At 41.4% G+C, this 19,559-nt stretch carries 18 protein-coding genes and 2 tRNA genes; 9 read left to right on the forward strand and 11 right to left on the reverse strand.

What is annotated here, in order from left to right; all coding sequences use genetic code 11:
- The first annotated feature begins 55 nt into the window (after positions 1 to 55).
- Positions 56 to 1,057, forward strand: coding sequence for an AraC family transcriptional regulator (locus KVY11_RS07875; RefSeq protein ID WP_218288604.1), 1,002 nt, complete (start codon positions 56 to 58; stop codon positions 1,055 to 1,057).
- A 131-nt stretch (positions 1,058 to 1,188) separates the two neighbouring features.
- Entirely contained in the window at positions 1,189 to 1,875 is a 687-nt protein-coding gene (aqpZ, locus tag KVY11_RS07880; RefSeq protein ID WP_087011827.1) for an aquaporin Z, read from the forward strand.
- 83 nt (positions 1,876 to 1,958) lie between these two features.
- Here aqpZ and KVY11_RS07885 read toward each other — a convergent pair whose 3' ends face one another.
- Positions 1,959 to 2,204 carry a hypothetical protein gene (locus tag KVY11_RS07885; RefSeq protein WP_218288605.1) on the reverse strand — a complete coding sequence of 82 codons (246 nt, stop codon included), beginning with the start codon at positions 2,202 to 2,204 and terminating at the stop codon, positions 1,959 to 1,961.
- Between the two features lie 77 nt (positions 2,205 to 2,281).
- Positions 2,282 to 3,370, reverse strand: coding sequence for a DNA/RNA non-specific endonuclease (locus tag KVY11_RS07890; protein ID WP_026056401.1), 1,089 nt, complete (start codon positions 3,368 to 3,370; stop codon positions 2,282 to 2,284).
- A gap of 257 nt (positions 3,371 to 3,627) precedes the next feature.
- On the opposite strand from KVY11_RS07890, the gene KVY11_RS07895 reads away from it, so the two are divergent.
- A complete protein-coding gene (locus KVY11_RS07895; protein WP_218288606.1) occupies positions 3,628 to 4,236 on the forward strand; it encodes a hypothetical protein in 609 nt (202 codons plus the stop codon).
- Positions 4,237 to 4,297: 61 nt separating this feature from the next.
- On the opposite strand, the gene KVY11_RS07900 is transcribed toward KVY11_RS07895, so the two are convergent.
- Positions 4,298 to 6,175, reverse strand: a complete 1,878-nt coding sequence (locus KVY11_RS07900) for a potassium transporter Kup (protein WP_168158698.1) — start codon at positions 6,173 to 6,175, stop codon at positions 4,298 to 4,300.
- A 121-nt stretch (positions 6,176 to 6,296) separates the two neighbouring features.
- Between KVY11_RS07900 and KVY11_RS07905 the strand changes: the two genes are divergently transcribed.
- The 3 genes from KVY11_RS07905 (at position 6,297) to KVY11_RS07915 (ending at position 7,181) form a co-directional block, all read left to right on the forward strand.
- Positions 6,297 to 6,387: transfer RNA gene (locus tag KVY11_RS07905), tRNA-Ser, on the forward strand.
- Positions 6,388 to 6,700: 313 nt separating this feature from the next.
- Complete coding sequence (locus KVY11_RS07910) at positions 6,701 to 6,928, forward strand: hypothetical protein (RefSeq protein WP_004691623.1); 228 nt, start codon at positions 6,701 to 6,703, stop codon at positions 6,926 to 6,928.
- A 177-nt stretch (positions 6,929 to 7,105) separates the two neighbouring features.
- Positions 7,106 to 7,181: transfer RNA gene (locus KVY11_RS07915), tRNA-Thr, on the forward strand.
- 67 nt (positions 7,182 to 7,248) lie between these two features.
- Here KVY11_RS07915 and KVY11_RS07920 read toward each other — a convergent pair.
- The 3 genes from KVY11_RS07920 to KVY11_RS07930 all read right to left on the reverse strand — a co-directional run bounded on the left by KVY11_RS07920 (position 7,249) and on the right by KVY11_RS07930 (position 10,677).
- Complete coding sequence (locus tag KVY11_RS07920) at positions 7,249 to 8,079, reverse strand: cyclopropane-fatty-acyl-phospholipid synthase family protein (RefSeq protein WP_218288607.1); 831 nt, start codon at positions 8,077 to 8,079, stop codon at positions 7,249 to 7,251.
- 3 nt (positions 8,080 to 8,082) lie between these two features.
- Positions 8,083 to 9,381, reverse strand: a complete 1,299-nt coding sequence (locus tag KVY11_RS07925; protein ID WP_004978178.1) for an FAD-dependent oxidoreductase — start codon at positions 9,379 to 9,381, stop codon at positions 8,083 to 8,085.
- A gap of 414 nt (positions 9,382 to 9,795) precedes the next feature.
- A complete protein-coding gene (locus KVY11_RS07930) occupies positions 9,796 to 10,677 on the reverse strand; it encodes a pirin family protein (RefSeq protein WP_218288608.1) in 882 nt (293 codons plus the stop codon).
- 332 nt (positions 10,678 to 11,009) lie between these two features.
- Here KVY11_RS07930 and ycaC point away from each other — a divergent pair, with 332 nt between their 5' ends.
- On the forward strand, positions 11,010 to 11,636 hold the full coding sequence (gene ycaC / locus KVY11_RS07935) for an isochorismate family cysteine hydrolase YcaC (RefSeq protein ID WP_004691629.1): 627 nt from the start codon (positions 11,010 to 11,012) through the stop codon (positions 11,634 to 11,636).
- Between the two features lie 127 nt (positions 11,637 to 11,763).
- Positions 11,764 to 12,687, forward strand: coding sequence for a LysR substrate-binding domain-containing protein (locus KVY11_RS07940; RefSeq protein ID WP_218288609.1), 924 nt, complete (start codon positions 11,764 to 11,766; stop codon positions 12,685 to 12,687).
- A gap of 97 nt (positions 12,688 to 12,784) precedes the next feature.
- Here KVY11_RS07940 and ahpC read toward each other — a convergent pair whose 3' ends face one another.
- The 4 genes from ahpC to KVY11_RS07960 all read right to left on the reverse strand — a co-directional run bounded on the left by ahpC (position 12,785) and on the right by KVY11_RS07960 (position 16,276).
- The gene (gene ahpC / locus KVY11_RS07945; protein WP_005401564.1) at positions 12,785 to 13,348 is read right to left on the reverse strand and encodes an alkyl hydroperoxide reductase subunit C; all 564 of its coding nucleotides are present in this window, start codon (positions 13,346 to 13,348) and stop codon (positions 12,785 to 12,787) included.
- A 278-nt stretch (positions 13,349 to 13,626) separates the two neighbouring features.
- Positions 13,627 to 14,118, reverse strand: a complete 492-nt coding sequence (locus KVY11_RS07950) for a flavin reductase (protein ID WP_035326242.1) — start codon at positions 14,116 to 14,118, stop codon at positions 13,627 to 13,629.
- Between the two features lie 82 nt (positions 14,119 to 14,200).
- Positions 14,201 to 15,247 carry a methionine synthase gene (locus KVY11_RS07955; RefSeq protein WP_004691635.1) on the reverse strand — a complete coding sequence of 349 codons (1,047 nt, stop codon included), beginning with the start codon at positions 15,245 to 15,247 and terminating at the stop codon, positions 14,201 to 14,203.
- A gap of 36 nt (positions 15,248 to 15,283) precedes the next feature.
- Positions 15,284 to 16,276, reverse strand: coding sequence for a DUF1852 domain-containing protein (locus KVY11_RS07960; RefSeq protein ID WP_218288610.1), 993 nt, complete (start codon positions 16,274 to 16,276; stop codon positions 15,284 to 15,286).
- Positions 16,277 to 17,182: 906 nt separating this feature from the next.
- Here KVY11_RS07960 and KVY11_RS07965 point away from each other — a divergent pair.
- Positions 17,183 to 18,481: a dicarboxylate/amino acid:cation symporter gene (locus KVY11_RS07965; protein ID WP_218288611.1), complete on the forward strand. Its 1,299-nt coding sequence runs from the start codon at positions 17,183 to 17,185 to the stop codon at positions 18,479 to 18,481.
- Between the two features lie 123 nt (positions 18,482 to 18,604).
- Here the strand turns inward: KVY11_RS07965 and KVY11_RS07970 are convergent, their stop codons facing one another.
- Entirely contained in the window at positions 18,605 to 19,495 is an 891-nt protein-coding gene (locus KVY11_RS07970; RefSeq protein ID WP_218288612.1) for a LysR substrate-binding domain-containing protein, read from the reverse strand.
- Between the last annotated feature and the right edge of the window lie 64 nt (positions 19,496 to 19,559).

The following is a 19,559-nucleotide window of genomic DNA, read 5'->3' on the forward strand; positions in this document are numbered from 1 at the left end:
GACCCTAGCATTCAAATTCATTGACAAATTACGACAAGAACAATAGAGCCAATAAATGCAACATTTCAAAGACTACACAGGTTCTGTCTACGGTGGACTGGGGCATTTACTCTATGCCTATTGCCAAGCCGTGGGCTATCCAATTTCTGAACAACTTGAAAAAGCACAGAACTTAGAACGTTTTGATTATGCCCTGTGGTTAGAGTTACTGAATGATCTTGACAGCCATCTGCACATCCCTGCGCTCGGACTTGAGATTGCAAAGTATGTACAGCCCAAGCATTTAGGCATTTTGGGCTATATTGCGCTGTCCTGCGAAAATTTAGGCGAGGCGCTCACCCGTTATCATGACTTTCACCGCCTCATTTATGATGGCAGTTCACTATATGTTGCAATTGAAGGTGAAAATCTATGCTTTGGTTGGGTGGAGATGCCAATTGAACTGACCACACAACTCAGCAATGAAGTGGCAATGGCGCTGATCATTCAGTTTATGAAACACTTTGTCGCCCATGATGACATCCAGCTCAGCGAGGTTCATTTTACTCACCCTGCCCCGAAAAATACGGCACTGTATGAGCAGTACTTTAATTGTAAAGTTCGCTTCTCTCAAAGCCGGCCAATGATGATGATTCCCCTCAGCGAATTATCCATGCCCTTTCAGCAAGGTGATCAAACCCTGCAAAAACTGCTCTTACAACAAGCAGAAGCCTTACTGGAAAAACTTCCCAACTCTACTCACATCGACCAGCGCTTACAGCATGCGATTTTAACGGGCCTACAAAAAAACCAATATCAAATTGAACATATTGCACGGCAACTGAATTTTTCAGTCCGACAGCTGCAACGTTACTTACAACAACAAGGCACGACCTACCAACAGCGGATGCAAGAAGTCCGACGTATTTTGGCGGAGCAATACTTAAAAGACCCACACCTCAGCTTACAGGAAATTGCACTGTTGCTGAGTTACTCTGAACAAAGTGCTTTTCAACGTGCCTTTAAACACTGGACCCAAGTCACACCTCAGCAGTGGCGTATCCAGCATTTTCACTAAAATCTGATCTGTTTGATCCACGTCATCAGGATGTCATGCTTTTTTTGTTAAATTGATTGAAAAACGAGCATTTTCTCGTTAAATATAAAGTTCTACGCGAATAAAACATCAATAACTACAAAAGGCGCATTATGAATAAATATCTTGCTGAATTTATCGGAACGTTTTGGTTGGTCTTCGGAGGCTGTGGCAGTGCCATTTTTGCAGCAGCTTTTCCCGAGTTAGGCATCGGCTTTCTTGGCGTTGCACTTGCCTTTGGTTTAACCGTTTTAACGGGTGCCTTTGCACTTGGACATATCTCTGGCGGGCACTTTAACCCTGCGGTCAGTGTTGGCTTATGGGTCGGTGGACGCTTTGATACCAAAGATCTGATCCCTTATGTGGTCTCCCAAGTGGTCGGTGCAGTTTTAGCCGCTTGGGTGCTATACCTGATTGTACAAGGCCAAGCGGGTTTCGCCGGTACAGGAGGCTTTGCGACCAATGGTTATGCCGAGCTGTCACCAGGAAAATACTCCTTAATCTCTGCTTTAATGATTGAAATTGTACTGACCGCAATGTTCTTGATCGTGATTATGGGCGCCACAGATAAACGTGCGCCTGCTGGTTTCGCACCGATTGCGATTGGTTTAGCCCTAACCTTGATTCACCTGATCAGTATTCCTGTGACCAACACCTCGGTTAACCCTGCACGAAGTACAGGTGTTGCAATATTTGCTGAAACAGCCGCGTTAAGCCAACTCTGGTTGTTCTGGGTTGCTCCGATCGTCGGTGCCATTATCGGCGCAATTATTTATAAAATTTTAGAAAAAGAGGATTAATTTTTTCTATATCCATTAAATAAAAAAGCCCACAATCTGTGGGCTTTTCTTATTGTTCCACATGGAACATAGATAGGCTTATGTTATAAAAATGGATTGTCAATTTCACCCGAATGCGGATGTTCAATTTTCTCAGGAAGCTGAGCTTCACTTTCAAGCTGTTGCACAATGGCATTCAGATACGCCTGCAATGCTTTGGCCGCAGCTAAACCGGCTTGATCTTTGGTGAGTTGTAAATTGCCATAAATACTGACGCAGTCCGTGTCATTTTCAAGGGTCAAATCATGGATGGCATGTGACTCGTTACCTTGTACAAAAGGTTTAAACATTTTATTTTTTACTCTTCTTTATTTTTCAGGCATTGGGCACTGCAGTCGAATGTCTATACATCCAACTGCCTAGAACTTTAACGTAACAGCTGCAAAATATATTGCAATAAGGCGTCGACCAATTGTTTCACAATCGCATCTTGATCCGCCGCATCAATACCTGTGCCCTTTGTGACTGTGCTACCACTACTCGACTGAGTAGAACCCGATTTAAAGTTTTTTTGTAAGGCTTTGAGCTGCTCGGATGAAACCTCTTCTGCACACTGACTTTCCGCATCCCAATGTGAGTATTGAATTGCGCTATTGGCTTTTACCGCCGTTGCTGTCAACGGTAGTTTATAGGTATTACGTTTTTGCTCTTCTGTCAGTTGCGGAAATAAATTCACACCCAACTGCTCTTCCAAATAGCAGACACTGACAATTCTTACTTGCTGTGAATTATCATTCGGTGCGTAATAAGCGCCGATTGCACCCGTTTTTGGCATATAGACCGCTTTGTACACCGCACTCGGAACAATCACTCCCTGACCAATGGTCTTGAGCTTTTTGCCCTGAAATACAGGCCCAGTTACCACAAAAACATCCAGCTTTTGCTTGGTCACAAGCGCCCGTGTGGCTTCTTCCAATTCACGCCACACTTGCTGATTATTTTTAGGGGCCTGTGGCACCATGTTGGCCAAAGAAAAACTGTCAAATTGTGCGGCTTTATTGGGCATATCAGCATTCGGTGCCATATGTCCACGGTCATAGCCTGAACCACGGTAGTCCGACAATGTCGCTCGATGTTCGGTTGCAACATTATTTTCTTCGTGAAAACTATCTTCACGTGGAATTTTTTGACTCAGGCGCTGCGGCGTCAGAGCCTCTGCAACCCAGAGGGGGGTTTTCGAAACGCCCGAATACATCACATTAAAACCGTTAAAGCACAGTGCATAGCTGTGTTTACTTAAACTTTCTTTGAGTAAATAAGGCGGAATTTCCCGATAAAATTGTTCTAAACAGGCTGAATTTGAGCTTGGGCTTAAAGACACGTATTGCTGAATTTTTTCTTGACCAAAGGCAATCGCAAAACTTCCCGTTGCCACCAATCCTAAAATCACTTTCAGGCCATTTTGATTAAACATGTTAAAGACTGACTTACCTGAACTACTTTTCTTCTTCGCCATCACAACTACAATAAACATCGGTTTTTCACGAGCTTAACAATCAGCGTATACGAAGTATATCGCTCGAGTTCTATTCGCATAACAATTAAACAAAACGCCATATTTAGATAATTTTGCATGTAACAAAATGTCTTTTTTGTAGAGTTTTTCTACGGCAACGTGATGCGATTGCGTATCTTTGATTGCTGTCGCTTCAAAAAATATGCCAAGGTAAAAATGAATCGAACGAAATAATACATGCAATTTACGGAGTTCTTATGCATTCTAAGATTTTAGCTTCTCTTGGTTTAATCGGCACAGTGATAAGTGCTTCAGCCTTCGCCGAGCCCCCTATCCAACCGGGTGATACCTTAGAAAGTCTCTCTCAAGCCAAAGTCACTACTACTGTTAATGGTCAACCTGGTTCTATTCAAGAACTCGTAAGCTCAGGGCAAATTAAATTGCTTGATCCAAATGCAGCACCTATCAGCCCAGCAGGCCAAGGTGCACCCAATGACCAAGTCGTGATGCCAACAGCACCACAGAGTGAAGCTCCTGTTCAACAGGCCGCACCTGATACCACAGCGCAACAACAAGTCGCTGCGACTCCAACAGAGCAACATCCGCTGGTCCCAAATGCAGAACTCTCAGCACAACAAGCTGAAGCGGCGTTAAATGATGCTGTCGCACCCACGGCAAATGCAGACATGAATGCTGCCCCAGCTGCTGCACCTCAATTAGATTCATCATCAGAGGCACCCGTCAATGCGGTTGAGCCTGATTCACTGCCATCACCTGATGCCCCTGCACAGGCACTTCCTGATGCTTCAGCAGAACAGCCTGTCCAAGCGATGCCTGAAGCACCTGTAAATGATCCAATGAACTAAGACTTCAGCTGATTTATCCTCCAAAAAAAACCAGCATAATGCTGGTTTTTTTATTGAGGTTTTAAATCTCGATCTGACTACCGAGCTCAACCACACGGTTAGGTGGAATCTGATAGAAGTCACTCACAGGACTGGTATTCCGTTGCATTGAGATAAAGAGCTTTTCACGCCACGGCGCCATACCATCACCCACGGTACTGATAATTCGTTCACGCGATACAAAGAAGCTGATCTGCATTAAGTTATATTCCAAATCAATCGCTTGATACACCGCTTCAAGTGCTTGTGGAATGTTCATTTCATCTTTAAAGCCATAGTACAATTCAAGACGATAAAAATGCTGATTCATGGTTTCAACATGGAAGCGATTGGACTCTTCCACATAAGGAACATCTTGAATTTTAACTGTGAGAATGATGTTCTTTTGATGCAGTACTTTATTGTGCTTCATATTGTGCAACATCGCATGTGGCACAACGGTTGGCGTTCCTGTTAAAAAGACCGCCTCGCCTTCAACCCAATTGGCTTGATCACCAATACTTTGTACAAATAAATCGAGTGGCAATGTATCTTGCTGAAGCTTGGCAAAGGTTAACTCGCGACCTTGTTTCCATGTCATTAATAACATGAATGCAATACCGCCAATCAGCAATGGAACCCAACCGCCCGATAATACTTTAAGTGAGGTCGCACTCACCAAGACCAAATCTAAAACAAGGAATGGAATAATCAGCAGCACCAATTTTGGCATGCTCCATTTCCATGTATAACGAATAAATACCGCAATCAATAAGGTATCGCACAACATGGTCATGGTGACCGCTAGACCATAGGCATGCGAAAGCTGTGAGCTGGTTTGGAAGATTAAAATTAAGACAATAATCGATGCCAACAATATCCAGTTCAGTAAAGGTACATAAATCTGCCCCTGTTCCGAATCTGAAGTATGCTTCACATTTAAACGTGGTAAATAGCCCAATTGAATGGCCTGACGCGCTAAAGAGAAGACGCCTGAAATTACAGCCTGTGAAGCAATAACGGCGGCCATAGTGGCCAAGAAGATCATTGGGTACAAGCCCCACTCCGGCACCAACAGGTAAAATGGATTTTCGATCGCAGTCGGATCACGCAGTAGCAATGCACCTTGTCCTGCATAATTGAGCAGTAAACACGGCAAAACCACAATAAACCATGCCAAACGAATCGGCACAGGACCAAAATGGCCCATATCGGCGTACAGGGCTTCGCCACCTGTGACGGTCAACACTACCGCACCCATAATGAAAAAGGCCATTAAAGGATTGGTCACGATAAACTGAAATGCCCAATGTGGGCTCAGCATGCCCAAAACCAAAGGCGTTTGAATAATGCTCGAAATCCCAAGAAGACCGAGAGAGAAGAACCACAATAAGGTCAGTGGGCCAAAGAACTTACCGACAAAGGCTGTCCCATACTTTTGCATGACAAATACAGCAGTGACGATACTAATTGCAATCGGCACAATATAAGGGTCAAGTGCATCGGTTGCGATGGATAAGCCTTCTACGGCAGACAAGACTGAAATGGCTGGGGTGATGATCCCATCCCCAAAAAATAGTGAAGCCCCAATAAAGCCAATCGAAATTAACAGTAATTTTTTCCGATGGCTAAAATTGGTATTGCGCAAATTGAGTGCAAGCAAAGCCATAATCCCGCCTTCACCATTGTTATCTGCACGCATGACAATTGCAGAATATTTAATGGTAATGACCATAGTCATGGTCCAGAAGATAATGGACAAAATACCCAATACGTTTGCAGGGGTGATGCCCAAGCCATGTGCAGCGTGGAAGGATTCTTTCAATGCATAGAGTGGACTGGTTCCAATATCCCCGAACACGACCCCTAATGCTGCCAAGGTCATCGCAGGCAAGGCGGCTTTTTTTGCAGTACTTTGCATAAGCTTGTCTTCAATTATCGACACTATTTTTGCGAATCATATCATTGAGCTAAAACTTTTGCTCGAATTCAATTGTTTCACCTTGTCGATGGCTATGTTTTTCGATATTATCCTCCGCCATGGTGAAGTGTCCGAGTGGCTGAAGGAGCACGCCTGGAAAGTGTGTAAACGTTTATAGCGTTTCGAGGGTTCGAATCCCTCTTTCACCGCCAAAATTTTAAAGACCTTAATCGAAAGATTAAGGTCTTTTTTTATGCTGAATATTCTTATTTAGACTTGGCACAAAGTCTGCTTCATAAAAACGACTCTTCACAAAACAGGATAATTTGCACCACAAAGTGAAATATTTATTCAAAAATAAACGCTTGAACCTGATTCAAACTTGAGCTAAAACAATTTCTAAGGGAGGTTAAAATAAATCATCAATGATCATCTAGATGCAATGTTTATGAAGCACAATTCATTTGCGGTATATAACTAGCGAAACACTAAATTGACCAATAAAACTGCTATTCGGGAGTCAGAATGAATAACAGCACCAATTATGTCAAACAAATTAAAAACGCTAAACGAGGCGGTTATACCCCAACCCTTGCAAAGGATGTCAACAAACATAAAATTCAAAAAGCAATTCGTCTGATTGAACAATGGAGAACGCTGGCCAATGAACTCAAACCTCAAATGCAACTCGACATGGCTTTTACGTTGGAAGAATGTGCCCAAGACCTCGATCAAATTTTAAGGAGCAAATAAGTTCCATGTTTTCATTTAACCCTATTTAAAAACAGTTTCATCACAGCCCCCGAATTTTATTCTTAGCTTTCACCCACCCTTTGGTGGGTGAAGTTTGCACAAACAATCATGTGCATTTCAATCGCTCACTTTTTGGCTTGCGTTTTCAAGAAAATCCGCTATTATTCTCACCACGTTGCCGGCATAGCTCAGTTGGTAGAGCAACTGACTTGTAATCAGTAGGTCCACAGTTCGAATCCGTGTGCCGGCACCATTTTATACTTAGCCTCGCTTTTTAGTGAGGCTTTGTTGTTTCTGGCCCTTTGGTTTTTTATTTCATTTTAAATGTCTTTAACTGCTGTAATTTGAACATAGCGCACGATGCCCTGTTCAAATAATTTTTGGCAAAGCTTAGCCGTCATTTTAATTTTGAAATAATCCAAATTTTGAGCGACCTGCTGTGCTAAATGCACATGATAATAGCGAGAAAAACCAGCCAAAACTGCATCTGATAAATCTTCAATAGCAACCTGCTGATAGCCTTGCGCTTCTATCGAATGCTGCAAATTCTCTTCTAACTGAAGATGTTCCAAATGAACATCGGCTGCTTTTAACAGCATTTTCAGTTGAAACTTCTCAAAACGATTTAATTTCAAAAATGCATTACTCAGCATCAGATAGTGAAAACCAATCCGACCTTTTGAATTTAAAACAGAATGGGTTGATCTCAGAAATGAATTTAAATCACTGTGATAAGCGGCATCGAGGCAAAACACCACATCAAAAGGCACTGAAAATAGCTTTGAATTTAAATTTAAAAATGACGTTTGAATGATGTGTATCTTTGAATTTAACTTGTGTTGTATACGCTGAACACATTCGGCTTGTAACTCAACCGCATAAAGTTGCTGAACATGGTAATGCTGCTGCCACAACAATAGACTTGCGCCCTGTCCACAGCCCAAGTCTAAAACACGGTCATTTGATTTTAGCTGTAATCGATCAGCAAGATGCGTTGCCAGGGTTTGGCAAGCTTCAGGATAGGATGACCTTGCATCATCCCAATAGCCAAGATTGCTCCAAGCCAATACAGCGTGATCTCCCAATTGCTTTGCATCAATTGCATATTTATGTTTGGGCAAATGTCGCTGTAAGGTTTGGAGCCATTTCATGCTTTAGTAGCCGAGTTGTGGGGCAACCTCAACTTTAGGTTTTAATCCAACAAACGGCAATGGTGCACCAAAAATTTCTGCAATATGCATTGCTGAAGTGACGGCAGACTCTAAAATAGGCAGACCATCGCACGACCATGAACCACAGAAAAAGACTTTTCGGTTAGCACTCTTATGGCGTTGTTGTAACTCTTTATTCAAAGCCACAGTTTGCGAGTCCACCACCGCACGGGTCAAAGTTACTGTTGAAATCACTTTTTTCGGGTCAATCTCGGTTACAGGCTGCCACGTTTGGAACACGGCGTTTTTACCGACCAGACTTGGTTCGACTGAATTGAGCCAAACCGTGAACTGTTGACGGGTAAACTTACGGTCCATCATATAGCTCAGCACCGACCAGTCTTTACGCTTAGGCGGCATCACGGAAGGATCAGTATGGATCACCAGTTGACCTTGCTCAAAACGGAACTGTTTTAACAGCGCAATATCATCTGCAAACTGAACAGGATCTAAAAACTCTTCAATTTTTGTGGTTGGCGTTGCCACCACCACACGGTCAAACAGTTGTTGTTCGCCCTTATTATTTTCAACCAAAACTTTGTCACCTTGTTCAGTGACTTTGCTAATAGCCGATCCGCTTTGGATATTGATGTTTTCAATCAATTTATCGACCAAGGCAGGTGTTCCACCTTGTATACGCAATAAAGCATCACCATCCGTCAACTGACGTAAAAAGATCAGCAACGGTTTCGCTGGCCATTCGCCAATGGTTTTTGGATTACAGGTACAGATGGTGTAGAGCACAGGCATGACTGCGCCATGCCAAAACACTTCTTCAATGTCATGCTGGTTGATAAATTCAGCCAAGGTAATGTCTTGATCTTTAGATTTGAAGAATTTAGCAATCGCGGTTTTAAGTTGCAACATACCTTTAACCAAGCGCCATCCATACTGCTGCAGGCCTTTGCGGTTATTGATAATCGGGAAATTGCCAATGCGACTACGTGTAGTGGTTAACCATGTTTCTGTACGGTCTTCAAACAACCAACTACATGCCATGTAGGTGCGTACTGGATACGTTTTGATGCCTAAATAAGTCGCAAGACTTAAGGTATTTTTCCATAAGTGTGGGTTCATGACACGTAACGGAGCATCAATCAGACCACCTTCAAATTCTGTACTGTGGCTATCCATCCCTCGCCCAGTCAGTGCTTCGAAAATAGTAATATTATGCCCAGCATCCTTTAGAATTCTTGCGGTAGCAAGACCGGCCATGCCGCTACCAATAACTGCAATATCCAAAATTATGATCCGTCAGTCTGACTTATATTGACTGAAATTATGACCCAATGTCGAAAAAATAGGGCTATTAAAAAATACCAGAATCACATTTTTTCATGTGCCGCAGCGATAGGACGATATTTGCTTAAATTACATTTCATTACACTAAAAGAGCACTCAAATAAGCACACGTTTTTTATACATTTTATTTGAAATAAAAATATAAATTGTTTAAAAACAAAGTATATAAATTAACTATTTTTATAACATCTGTTTTACAAACTGGCGAAAAGACGCTAAGATACGCCCCGCATAAAAACGATAACCACATCACATAATAATTCATGACCAACTATGCAAAACAAGAAGACTACAGCGCCTAAAAAATCCCTACCCTTGACCGAGTAGGGATTTCTTCTTTTTAGCGACAAGATTTTAGTCCACCACAGCAACAGGGATTTCACCAAACTTGCCACGATTAAAATCATCAAAGGCTTGCACAATTTCTGCTTTGCTATTCATCACAAACGGACCATAACCTTGAATCGGTTCATTCAGGGGTTCACCGGTCAACACCAAGAACTTAGTGTCTTGCAGCGCTTGTAGTTGAATTGCAGCTTCGCCATCTTGAGCAAACATCACAATGGAACTATCCACCACTTTTTGCGTGCCATTAATCAGCACTTCACCACTGAGTACCACCACAATCGTGTTATGCATGACGGGCACATGGATAAAAGTTTCATATTCTGCTTTTAATTCACCATCCCAAACATTGACAGGGCTATACGTTTGAGCAGGGCCATGATGACCACCAAACTCACCCGCAATCACACGCAGGTGTCCAGCATTGTCATCCATTTCGATACGTGAAATATCCGCCACGGTCAAGGCTTGATAACGTGGTGTGGTCATTTTGTCTTTGGCTGGCAAATTCACCCAAAGTTGTACCATTTCAAACAGACCACCATGCTCAGCAAAGGCTGGAGAATGAAACTCTTCATGCACCACACCAGAACCCGCAGTCATCCACTGTACATCACCAGTATTGATGGTACCGCCGCCGCCGCTAGAGTCTTTGTGCGTCACTTCACCACTATAGGCGATGGTGACTGTTTCAAAACCACGATGCGGGTGTGAACCCACACCACGTTGCGATGTGGTTGGATCAAATTTGTAAGGTGCAGCATAGTCCAAAAGTAGAAACGGACTAATCGCTTGTCCTAAGCGGTCATATGAAAAGAGGTTTTTGACAGGAAAACCATCACCCACCCAATGCATGTCTTGATTACGATAAACACCAATTACTTTTTTCATCTTAGAACTCCTATATCGATAGGATGAATATGCAATCTATACTACCCCTTTCCTCAGCCCTCTTATAGCTCTGCGCTAGCACACACAATCACACAGATAGGACAATCCCGCTAAAATCATCTCACCTGCATAAAAATCAATTTAAAAACAAAGCCATTCCTTATTTTTATGGCATAATTTTGCTCAAATTTTCCTATTTTTAAGATTAAGCATCTCGTTTGGGTTATTTTATTGTCTCATTTTCCTACCTATGATGATGTTCAAGCTCAAGGCACTAACCTTCTTAGTGATTGCCTTGAGACTCGACTGATAATCACAACGAGGACAGAAAAATGGCGAAACCTTATATTCGTTTAGACAAAGATAATGCAGCGGTTCTTTTGGTTGACCACCAAGCGGGTCTACTTTCACTGGTCCGTGACATTGACCCAGACAAATTTAAAAACAATGTGCTGGCACTGGCTGCTGCCGCGAAATATTTTAATCTTCCAACCATTCTGACCACTAGTTTTGAAGAGGGTCCAAACGGCCCTTTGGTCCCTGAATTGGTCGAAATGTTCCCCGATGCACCCTATATTGCACGTCCTGGACAAATCAATGCATGGGACAATGAAGACTTTGTTCAAGCCGTAAAAGCCACAGGTAAAAAACAATTGATTATTGCTGGTGTGGTGACTGAAGTGTGTGTGGCCTTCCCTGCACTGTCGGCACTGGAAGAAGAGTTTGACGTCTTTGTGATTACCGATGCTTCAGGAACCTTTAACCCCATCACCCGTGATGCAGCATGGGATCGCATGTCTCAGGCAGGCGCGCAACTGATGTCATGGTTTGGTGCAGCTTGCGAATTACACCGCGACTGGCGTAATGATATTGAAGGCCTCGGTTCACTCTTTGCAGCCCATATTCCAGACTATAAAAACCTGATTCAAAGCTATAGCAAAAATACGGCTCAGAAATAATTCGACCTCAGTAAAAGCGATCTTCGGATCGCTTTTTTGTCGTGCGGAATCGTTAGCAATGATACAGTATCAAATCATCCATCACAGACTGCCTTCGGTCACAAATCAATACAGGCTTGAACCCATCATGCATTCATTTGACGACTATTATTATTTTTATCTTGTGGTCAAGCACGGCGGTTTCAGTGCTGCAAGTGATGCCTCGAACATCACCAAGTCTAAGCTTAGTCGCCGCATTTTAGACCTTGAAGCCAAGTACAACGTGACCCTGATTCAGCGTTCAACACGACATTTTAAAGTCACACCTTTGGGACAAGAGCTGTTTGAAGAATGTCGTCAAATCATTCAGCAAGTCGAAAGTGCACACAATGTTTTACTGAAACAGAAAAGTGAACCCCAAGGTTTAATCAAGATCAGCTGCCCTTCTGTGATGATGCGCTATCAAGTACGAAACTTACTCAATCATTTTTTAAAACAATATCCCAAAGTCCAAGTGGAAATGGAACTGACCAGCCGTCGTGTCGATGTCTTGCATGATGACATTGATCTTGCCATTCGGACCAATTTTAGTGCTAATGAAGACTCGAGCATTGTGGTCCGTGATGTGGTCAAAACCACGCATTGTTTGGTGGCCAGTCCTGATCTGCTACAAGGCCGTGAAATTCAATTTGCCACCGAGCTGAATGATTTTCCAACACTCGCACTGGGGGTACAAAAATCCAATTATCAATGGTTACTGCATCATACCCAGAGTAATGAACAGATCGTGATTCCTTTAGAACCACGGGTCAAAAGTAATGATGTCGCAGGTGTGTATTACTCGGCTCTGGATGGACTCGGCATTGCCAACCTACCTTACTTAACGGTAGAGGCAGATATTGCTTCAGGTCGCCTGATTCACATTTTGTCCGACTGGTGTTCCAATATTGGAACCGTACAGTTGGTCTATGCTTCACGTAAAGGACAACGTTTGGTCATGGAAAAACTGATTGAGCATTTGATTCAGGGTTTAAGAGGCTTTGCCAGCACCAGCAAGGGTTATCATCTGTAGAACCGAAAAGAATCCCGCATAAAAAATCAGCCACTTGGGCTGATTTTTTACAGGTATCATGCTCATGACTCAGCACGATGCAACCATCGAGGTTGACTTAGATTTTACCAACCAAGTCGATTGACGGCGCAAGCGTTGCTTCACCTTCTTTCCATTTTGCAGGACATACTTCGCCTGGGTGCGCATGCACATATTGTGCTGCTTTCACTTTGCGTAATAGTTCAGATGCATCGCGACCAATACCGCCGGCATTAATTTCAATAATTTGAATTTTACCTTCAGGATCAATCACAAAAGTACCACGGTCCGCTAGACCTTCAGTTTCAATCAGCACGTCAAAGTTTTTAGACAAAGTCCAAGTTGGATCGCCAATCAATGGATACTGAATTTTACCGATCACATCTGAAGTATCGTGCCATGCTTTATGAGTAAAGTGGGTATCAGTCGATACGCCGTATATTTCCACACCGAGTTTTTGAAATTCAGCATAGTGATCGGCTAAGTCGCCCAATTCTGTTGGGCACACAAAGGTGAAATCAGCAGGATAGAAAAATACGACAGACCATTTGCCTTTCAAGTTTTGCTCAGACAACTCAATGAATTCACCATTTTGGTAAGCTGTTGCATTAAACGCCTTAACTTCAGTATTGATTAAACTCATGTATTCGTCCTCAAAAGATTTGTGAGAGTGCTTAAGTGATGAAGAAAGAATACGCACAAATCTAAAATTGGTAAAACAGTAAGTTTTTATTATTTTTATCGGATTTTTAGATTTATTACTTCCCGACACTATTGCCAGACTTTCACCATCTTGTGGTCTAAATGAAAACCTTTCGACTTTTTAAATGAGCGCAATACAGTCAAATCTAGAGTCAAGCAGTGGAAAATCTATGATTTGGGAAGCCATTTCAGAGCCTTGATGTTCAATAAAAAGTGAAATTAAGCCGTTTCGGTCTGCCCCACCTGATGATAAGCACGATTAAAATAAACTAAACTTTGCTCATGTTGGCTTTGTTGAATCGCGACAATACGGCACATAAAAACCGTATGTGTTCCCACTTCTTGAATATCATCAATTTCACAATCAAAATTGACCAAAGCATCCTTTAAAACAGGTGCGCCCGTTTCTAGCTCGGTCCACACACCATGTTTAAAACGCTCTTCAGACGTCATTTTAGATGCGAAGACATTCGAAATATGCTGATGTTGTGCACCTAACACATTCACAGTTAAAATTTTATTGTCGACAAAATGTGCATGTGAACGCGATGCTTTATTCATACAGACCAATAATGTCGGTGGTGTATCCGTCACACTGCATACGGCAGATGCTGTGAATCCATGACGATCAGCCATGCCTGCCGTAGTTACGACACTCACTGCACTGGTTAACAAAGACATTGCATCTCTAAAGTCTGTTGCCTCAATCATCATTTTATTCCTCAGTAGAACGGACACATGCTTTGACTCAGATAAAAGCTACCTATTTTATCAAACAGGTAGCCCTCTCACATCACGCGCTTGCTGCGTATGAAGCCGAAAGTTCTTTACGAATAATTTCTGCACCTGCGCTTAACGCATTCAGCTTACCACGTGCCACTTCACGTGCTAAAGGGGCCATGCCACAGTTGGTCGATGGATAAAGCTTATCTGCATCGACAAACTGAAGCGCCTTACGTAGTGTATTCGCAACTTCTTCTGGTGTTTCAACGGTGTTGGTTGCCACATCAATCGCACCGACCATCACTTTTTTACCGCGAATCAGTTCAATCAGATCCATTGGTACACGCGAGTTTTGACATTCGAGTGAGATGATATCAACTTTAGATTGTTGCAGTTTAGGGAATGCTTCTTCGTATTGACGCCACTCTGAACCCAAGGTCTTTTTCCAATCGGTATTGGCTTTGATACCATAGCCATAGCAAATATGAACCGCAGTTTCACATTTCAGACCTTCAAGTGCTCGTTCAAGCGTTGCAACACCCCAGTCATTCACTTCATCAAAGAACACATTAAATGCAGGTTCATCGAACTGAATGATATCCACACCAGCAGCTTCTAACTCACGTGCTTCTTGATTCAAAATTTTGGCAAATTCCCAAGCCAGTTTTTCACGGCTTTTATAGTGACCATCATACAGCGTATCAATCATAGTCATTGGACCAGGAAGCGCCCACTTAATCGGCTGATTTGTTTGGCTACGTAAAAACTTAGCATCTTCTACAAATACTGGTTTTTGACGGCTTACAGCACCTACCACTGAAGGTACACTCGCATCATAACGATTACGGATACGAACCGTTTCGCGTTTCTCAAAATCAACGCCATCCAGATGTTCAATAAACGTCGTCACAAAATGTTGGCGGGTTTGTTCGCCATCACTAACGATATCAATGCCTGCATGGAGTTGTTCTTGCAATGACAAACGTAAGGCATCTTGTTTCGCTTCGAGTAATGCCTCCCCCTCGAGTTTCCAAGGTGACCAAAGTTTCTCAGGCTCAGCAAGCCAAGAAGGTTTCGGTAAACTGCCCGCAGTTGATGTTGGTAATAAAATGGCCATTTTAAATCTCTATTTCAATATTCTATTTCAGTTAAATTAAGCAGCGTTGCTGTTTACGGTGTAATTCGCAGCCCATTGTTCAAGGATGTCTTGATAAGGCTTAATAAAGTTCTCTTCCGTCCATTTACCTTGCTTGACCGCGAGCTGACCACGTTCAACACGGTCATAGACAATTTGTGTCAAGGAGTAATCTGGGTACTCTAGGCTGGCTTGATAGACTTGAGCCGCTGATGAATTTGCATTGTAAATTTCAGGGCGATAAATCTTTTGGAAGGTTTCCATGGTGCTAATCGCACTGATCAACTCAAGATCGGTGTAGTCCCGTAGTAAATCACCCGCAAAATAGAATGCTAAAGGTGCAGCGCTCCCTTTTGGCATAAAGAAGCGAACCTGTAAACCCATTTTATGGAAATACTCATCGGTACGTGAATATTCATCTTGTTTATACTCAACACCTAAAACAGGATGCTCATTGGCAGTACGGTGATACTTCTTCGCTGTTGAAACACTCAAACAAATCACAGGCTGTTGATTAAACTCTGCTTTAAAAGTCTCTGAGTTCACCAAGTATTGATACAGTTTGCCATGTAGATCACCAAAACCTTCAGGTACATACGACGTCGAATTCTCTTTATTATGTTCTTTCAGCACCACGCTAAAATCGTAGTCACGTACATAAGAGGAGAAGCTATTGCCAATCATGCCTTCAATACGTTGATGGGTATGATGATCATTAATCGTGCTTTTCAGCATTTCAATGATTGGGAAAGTTTGACCATTTCCCTCAATGTCTAAATTTGCAGAAATAATATCGATTTCAAGCGAATAACGATCACCATTCGGGTTATCTGTTTGTGCTAAGGCATTGAAACGATTATTAATCATACGAAGTGTATTACGTAGGTTCTGCTCACGGCTTTCACCGCGCGCCAAGTTAGCAAAGTTCGTCGTTAGACGTGTGTTATCTGCTGGTTGATAGTTTTCATCAAAACGAATGCGTTTAATTGAACATGCAAACTCTGTACTCATGGCGATCTGTTACCCTATATTTCTGCGATAAAACTGAATTTCTTTCATGCTCTTTCTAGACTATCCAATTTTATTTTTGGATCTTTCTAGCGAATCGTCTTCCAGCCTTTTCAGTTTTTTTCTGATCCTCAGGCTAAGAAGTAACGATGAATATGATCTATCGTTAAGAGCGTGGTTTAATTTATACCTGAATGATCACATGAATAAAAATGATTTAATCTCACACCAAAGTGAACTAAATTCATGTTTGGAAATTCTGTCGCTTTAACAATGAATTGTGCGTGGATAATTTTTTGTGGATGTACGAAAGGAAAGAATGAAAACATCAGCCCTCGTGCGCGAGCTGTGAAAAGTCATGAAATTATTCAATAATGCTGAATTAACGTCATCAACACGCTACCTCTATATTTTAATTATCTATTTATATCAGCAACTTAAAATCATGAGCTGATTATTAGAAGATTAGATAAACCTGTCAATTCAATGGTTTTTGTCCGTGTGAAAATGATGAGCGAAAGCTTAGTTTTGAGTTCGTGTATTCATTAACTTTGGTTTCGCTTTCAGACCTTGGCTCTTCCTCACAGAGTCAGGAAATTTAGTATCTTTCCTATCACCAATCAGAATTAAAAAAACAAACATTCGGTCTTTATATTAAGAACAGCTCATCTATATCAAGTAAAACTAAAGAATCATCTCATGCATTTTTTGCATAACTGAATTAAAAATTGCATTGTCGTTTTTTTTAAAAAAAAGTAACACTTGCCACAGTTAAATCCCCAATCGACGATTTAGCACTCAATATCTAAAGCAATGCCTATATAAATTGATCAACATGGAATGTCATCAATGCCTTGCTACATCAGGCCAAAAGTTGATGAAAAGAAGATTAAAGAAGGAACGATAAGTATGAAGCAGAAGAAATTACTGAAATATATTCTGATTGCCATGATCTCTGGAATACTGATTGGTTGGGCTTTTCATAGCACTTTAACGACCGCACAAACCACAGAACTTGCCGCCTATTTTAAAATTGTGACCGATGTATTCTTAAGATTAATTAAAATGATTATTGCACCCTTAGTGTTTGCAACAATCGTTTCCGGTCTTGTCTCGATGGGAAAATCCTCTTCTCTGGGATCAATTACCTTAAAGGCCATGAGTTGGTTCATTGGTGCATCATTTATTTCACTTTTACTGGGCATGGGCTTAGCCAATTTATTCCAACCTGGCGCTGGGATGAATCTCACCGTTCCTCAAACAGCAGTTGATATCGGTGTCAGTGCGACAAGTCTGAGCTTAGAAACCTTCATTACGCATATTTTCCCGCGTAGTTTTGCTGAAGCCATGGCCAATAATGAGATATTACAGATTTTGGTTTTCTCAATTTTCTTTGGTTCTGCACTGGCCTATGTGCAACATCAAAGTGAAGTGACCATCATTGGTAAAATTATTGATGAACTCTGTAAGGTGATGTTCCGAATTACAGATTATGTCATGGCGTTTGCACCTATTGCCGTTTTTGCAGCGATTGCTTCCGCGATTACCATCCAAGGCCCTAAGCTGATTATTGATTATAGTATTTTCATTGGACAGTTCTATGTGGGACTACTGGCGCTTTGGACTCTCCTGATTGCTTTCGGCTATATCTTCTTGAAAAAAGATATTTTTAGATTGATGCGAATCGTACGTGAACCCACCATGTTGGCCTTTGCGACCGCAAGTAGTGAATCGGCTTATCCAAAAACTATGGAAGCTTTGGAGAAATTCGGTGTACCTAAACGCATTACCAGTTTCGTGCTCCCTTTAGGTTATTCTTTCAACCTCGACGGCTCGATGATGTATATGGCATTTGCCGTGTTATTTATTGCACAAGCCTACAACATTGATTTAAGTTTTTCCCAGCAAGCACTCATACTCTTTACCCTCATGATTACGAGTAAAGGGATTGCAGGTGTTTCACGGGCTTCCATAGTGGTGATTGCCTCCACTCTGGCTATGTTCAAGCTTCCTGAAGCCGGTATCCTATTAATTTTAGCGATTGATCAGTTTTTAGATATGGGCCGTACGGCAACCAATGTGATTGGAAATAGTATTGCAACTGCCGTGATTGCACGTACTGAGGGCAATAAAGATGAGCTTACGGAGCAAGAAGGTATCATGGTGAACAACATTCCTCCCGTAAACCAATTGGCCGATAATAGTTAGAACTATTTATAGAGAAAATAAAAGGTGATTTTTAAATAGTAAGTAAAGTCCTTTATTTACTATTCATAAAATCACCATATTTATTATTAATAACGATTAACTAAAATAATTCATAAAATCCAATTATTTATTTTTCTGAATTAAAATATTCCAAATATAATTAATTCGATTTGAAAATGACATTTCTCGTTTAACCAGATAGACATCTTGAAATAAATAGTACTGCTTACCGTCCATTACTTTTAATTTATTTTCTTGGATTTCTCTTTCAACCAATAATTTAGGCAACCATGCCACACCTAAACCTTGTAATACCAACTCTTTTAAATCACCTGCATTATCAGTCTCATATAAAGTTCTATAATCCAATTTATTTTCAATCGCTTCATCCACACAGTTTCTTAAATATGCTTGTTTACTATAAGACAACAAAGGAAAAGACTGATCGAGTGAATATTTGGCCGTCCCGTCATGATCTAAGGCCGTCACCGGGAGTATTTCCATTTCAACAATTTTATGAAATTCGAACAAAGAACGATCGAATTGTTCCAATGTTTTTTGATCGCAATAGCTGATTAAAAAATCACACGAGCCATCTTTTAATAAGCGCATCCCCTGTTTGAAATTTGAGGCAATAATTTCCAATTTTAAGTCCGTCATATCCATCGATAACTCATGAATAAAGCGGGGGAAAAACTGGGTAATGAGCGAGTGTGACACTGCAAACTTGACGGTTAACTCATCATGTTTCACATTCTTTTCTAAATATTTTATTGTTGTAGTGAGTTGATTTTGTATGTTTTTTGCCGAAGCCAGTAAAACTTGACCTGCTTCTGTGAAATCAATGTTTTTACTATATCTTTTCAAAATTTGGAAACCCAATGAGTTTTCAATATTCTGAATTCTGCGCGTAAAGGCAGACTGTGTGACATGTCGTAGAGCTGCTGCTTGAGATATTGATTTTTCTTGCTCTAATGCAAGTAAATCTTCAATCCATCGAATTTCTAAAGTCATAACTCATTCTTCACTCACCCTTTGATCAATTATAATCTATTATGCAAAAAATGCATGTAGTAAT

It is taken from the genome of Acinetobacter sp. CWB-G5 (assembly GCF_019209785.1).
In the GTDB taxonomy this organism is placed as follows: Bacteria; Pseudomonadota; Gammaproteobacteria; order Pseudomonadales; family Moraxellaceae; genus Acinetobacter; species Acinetobacter johnsonii.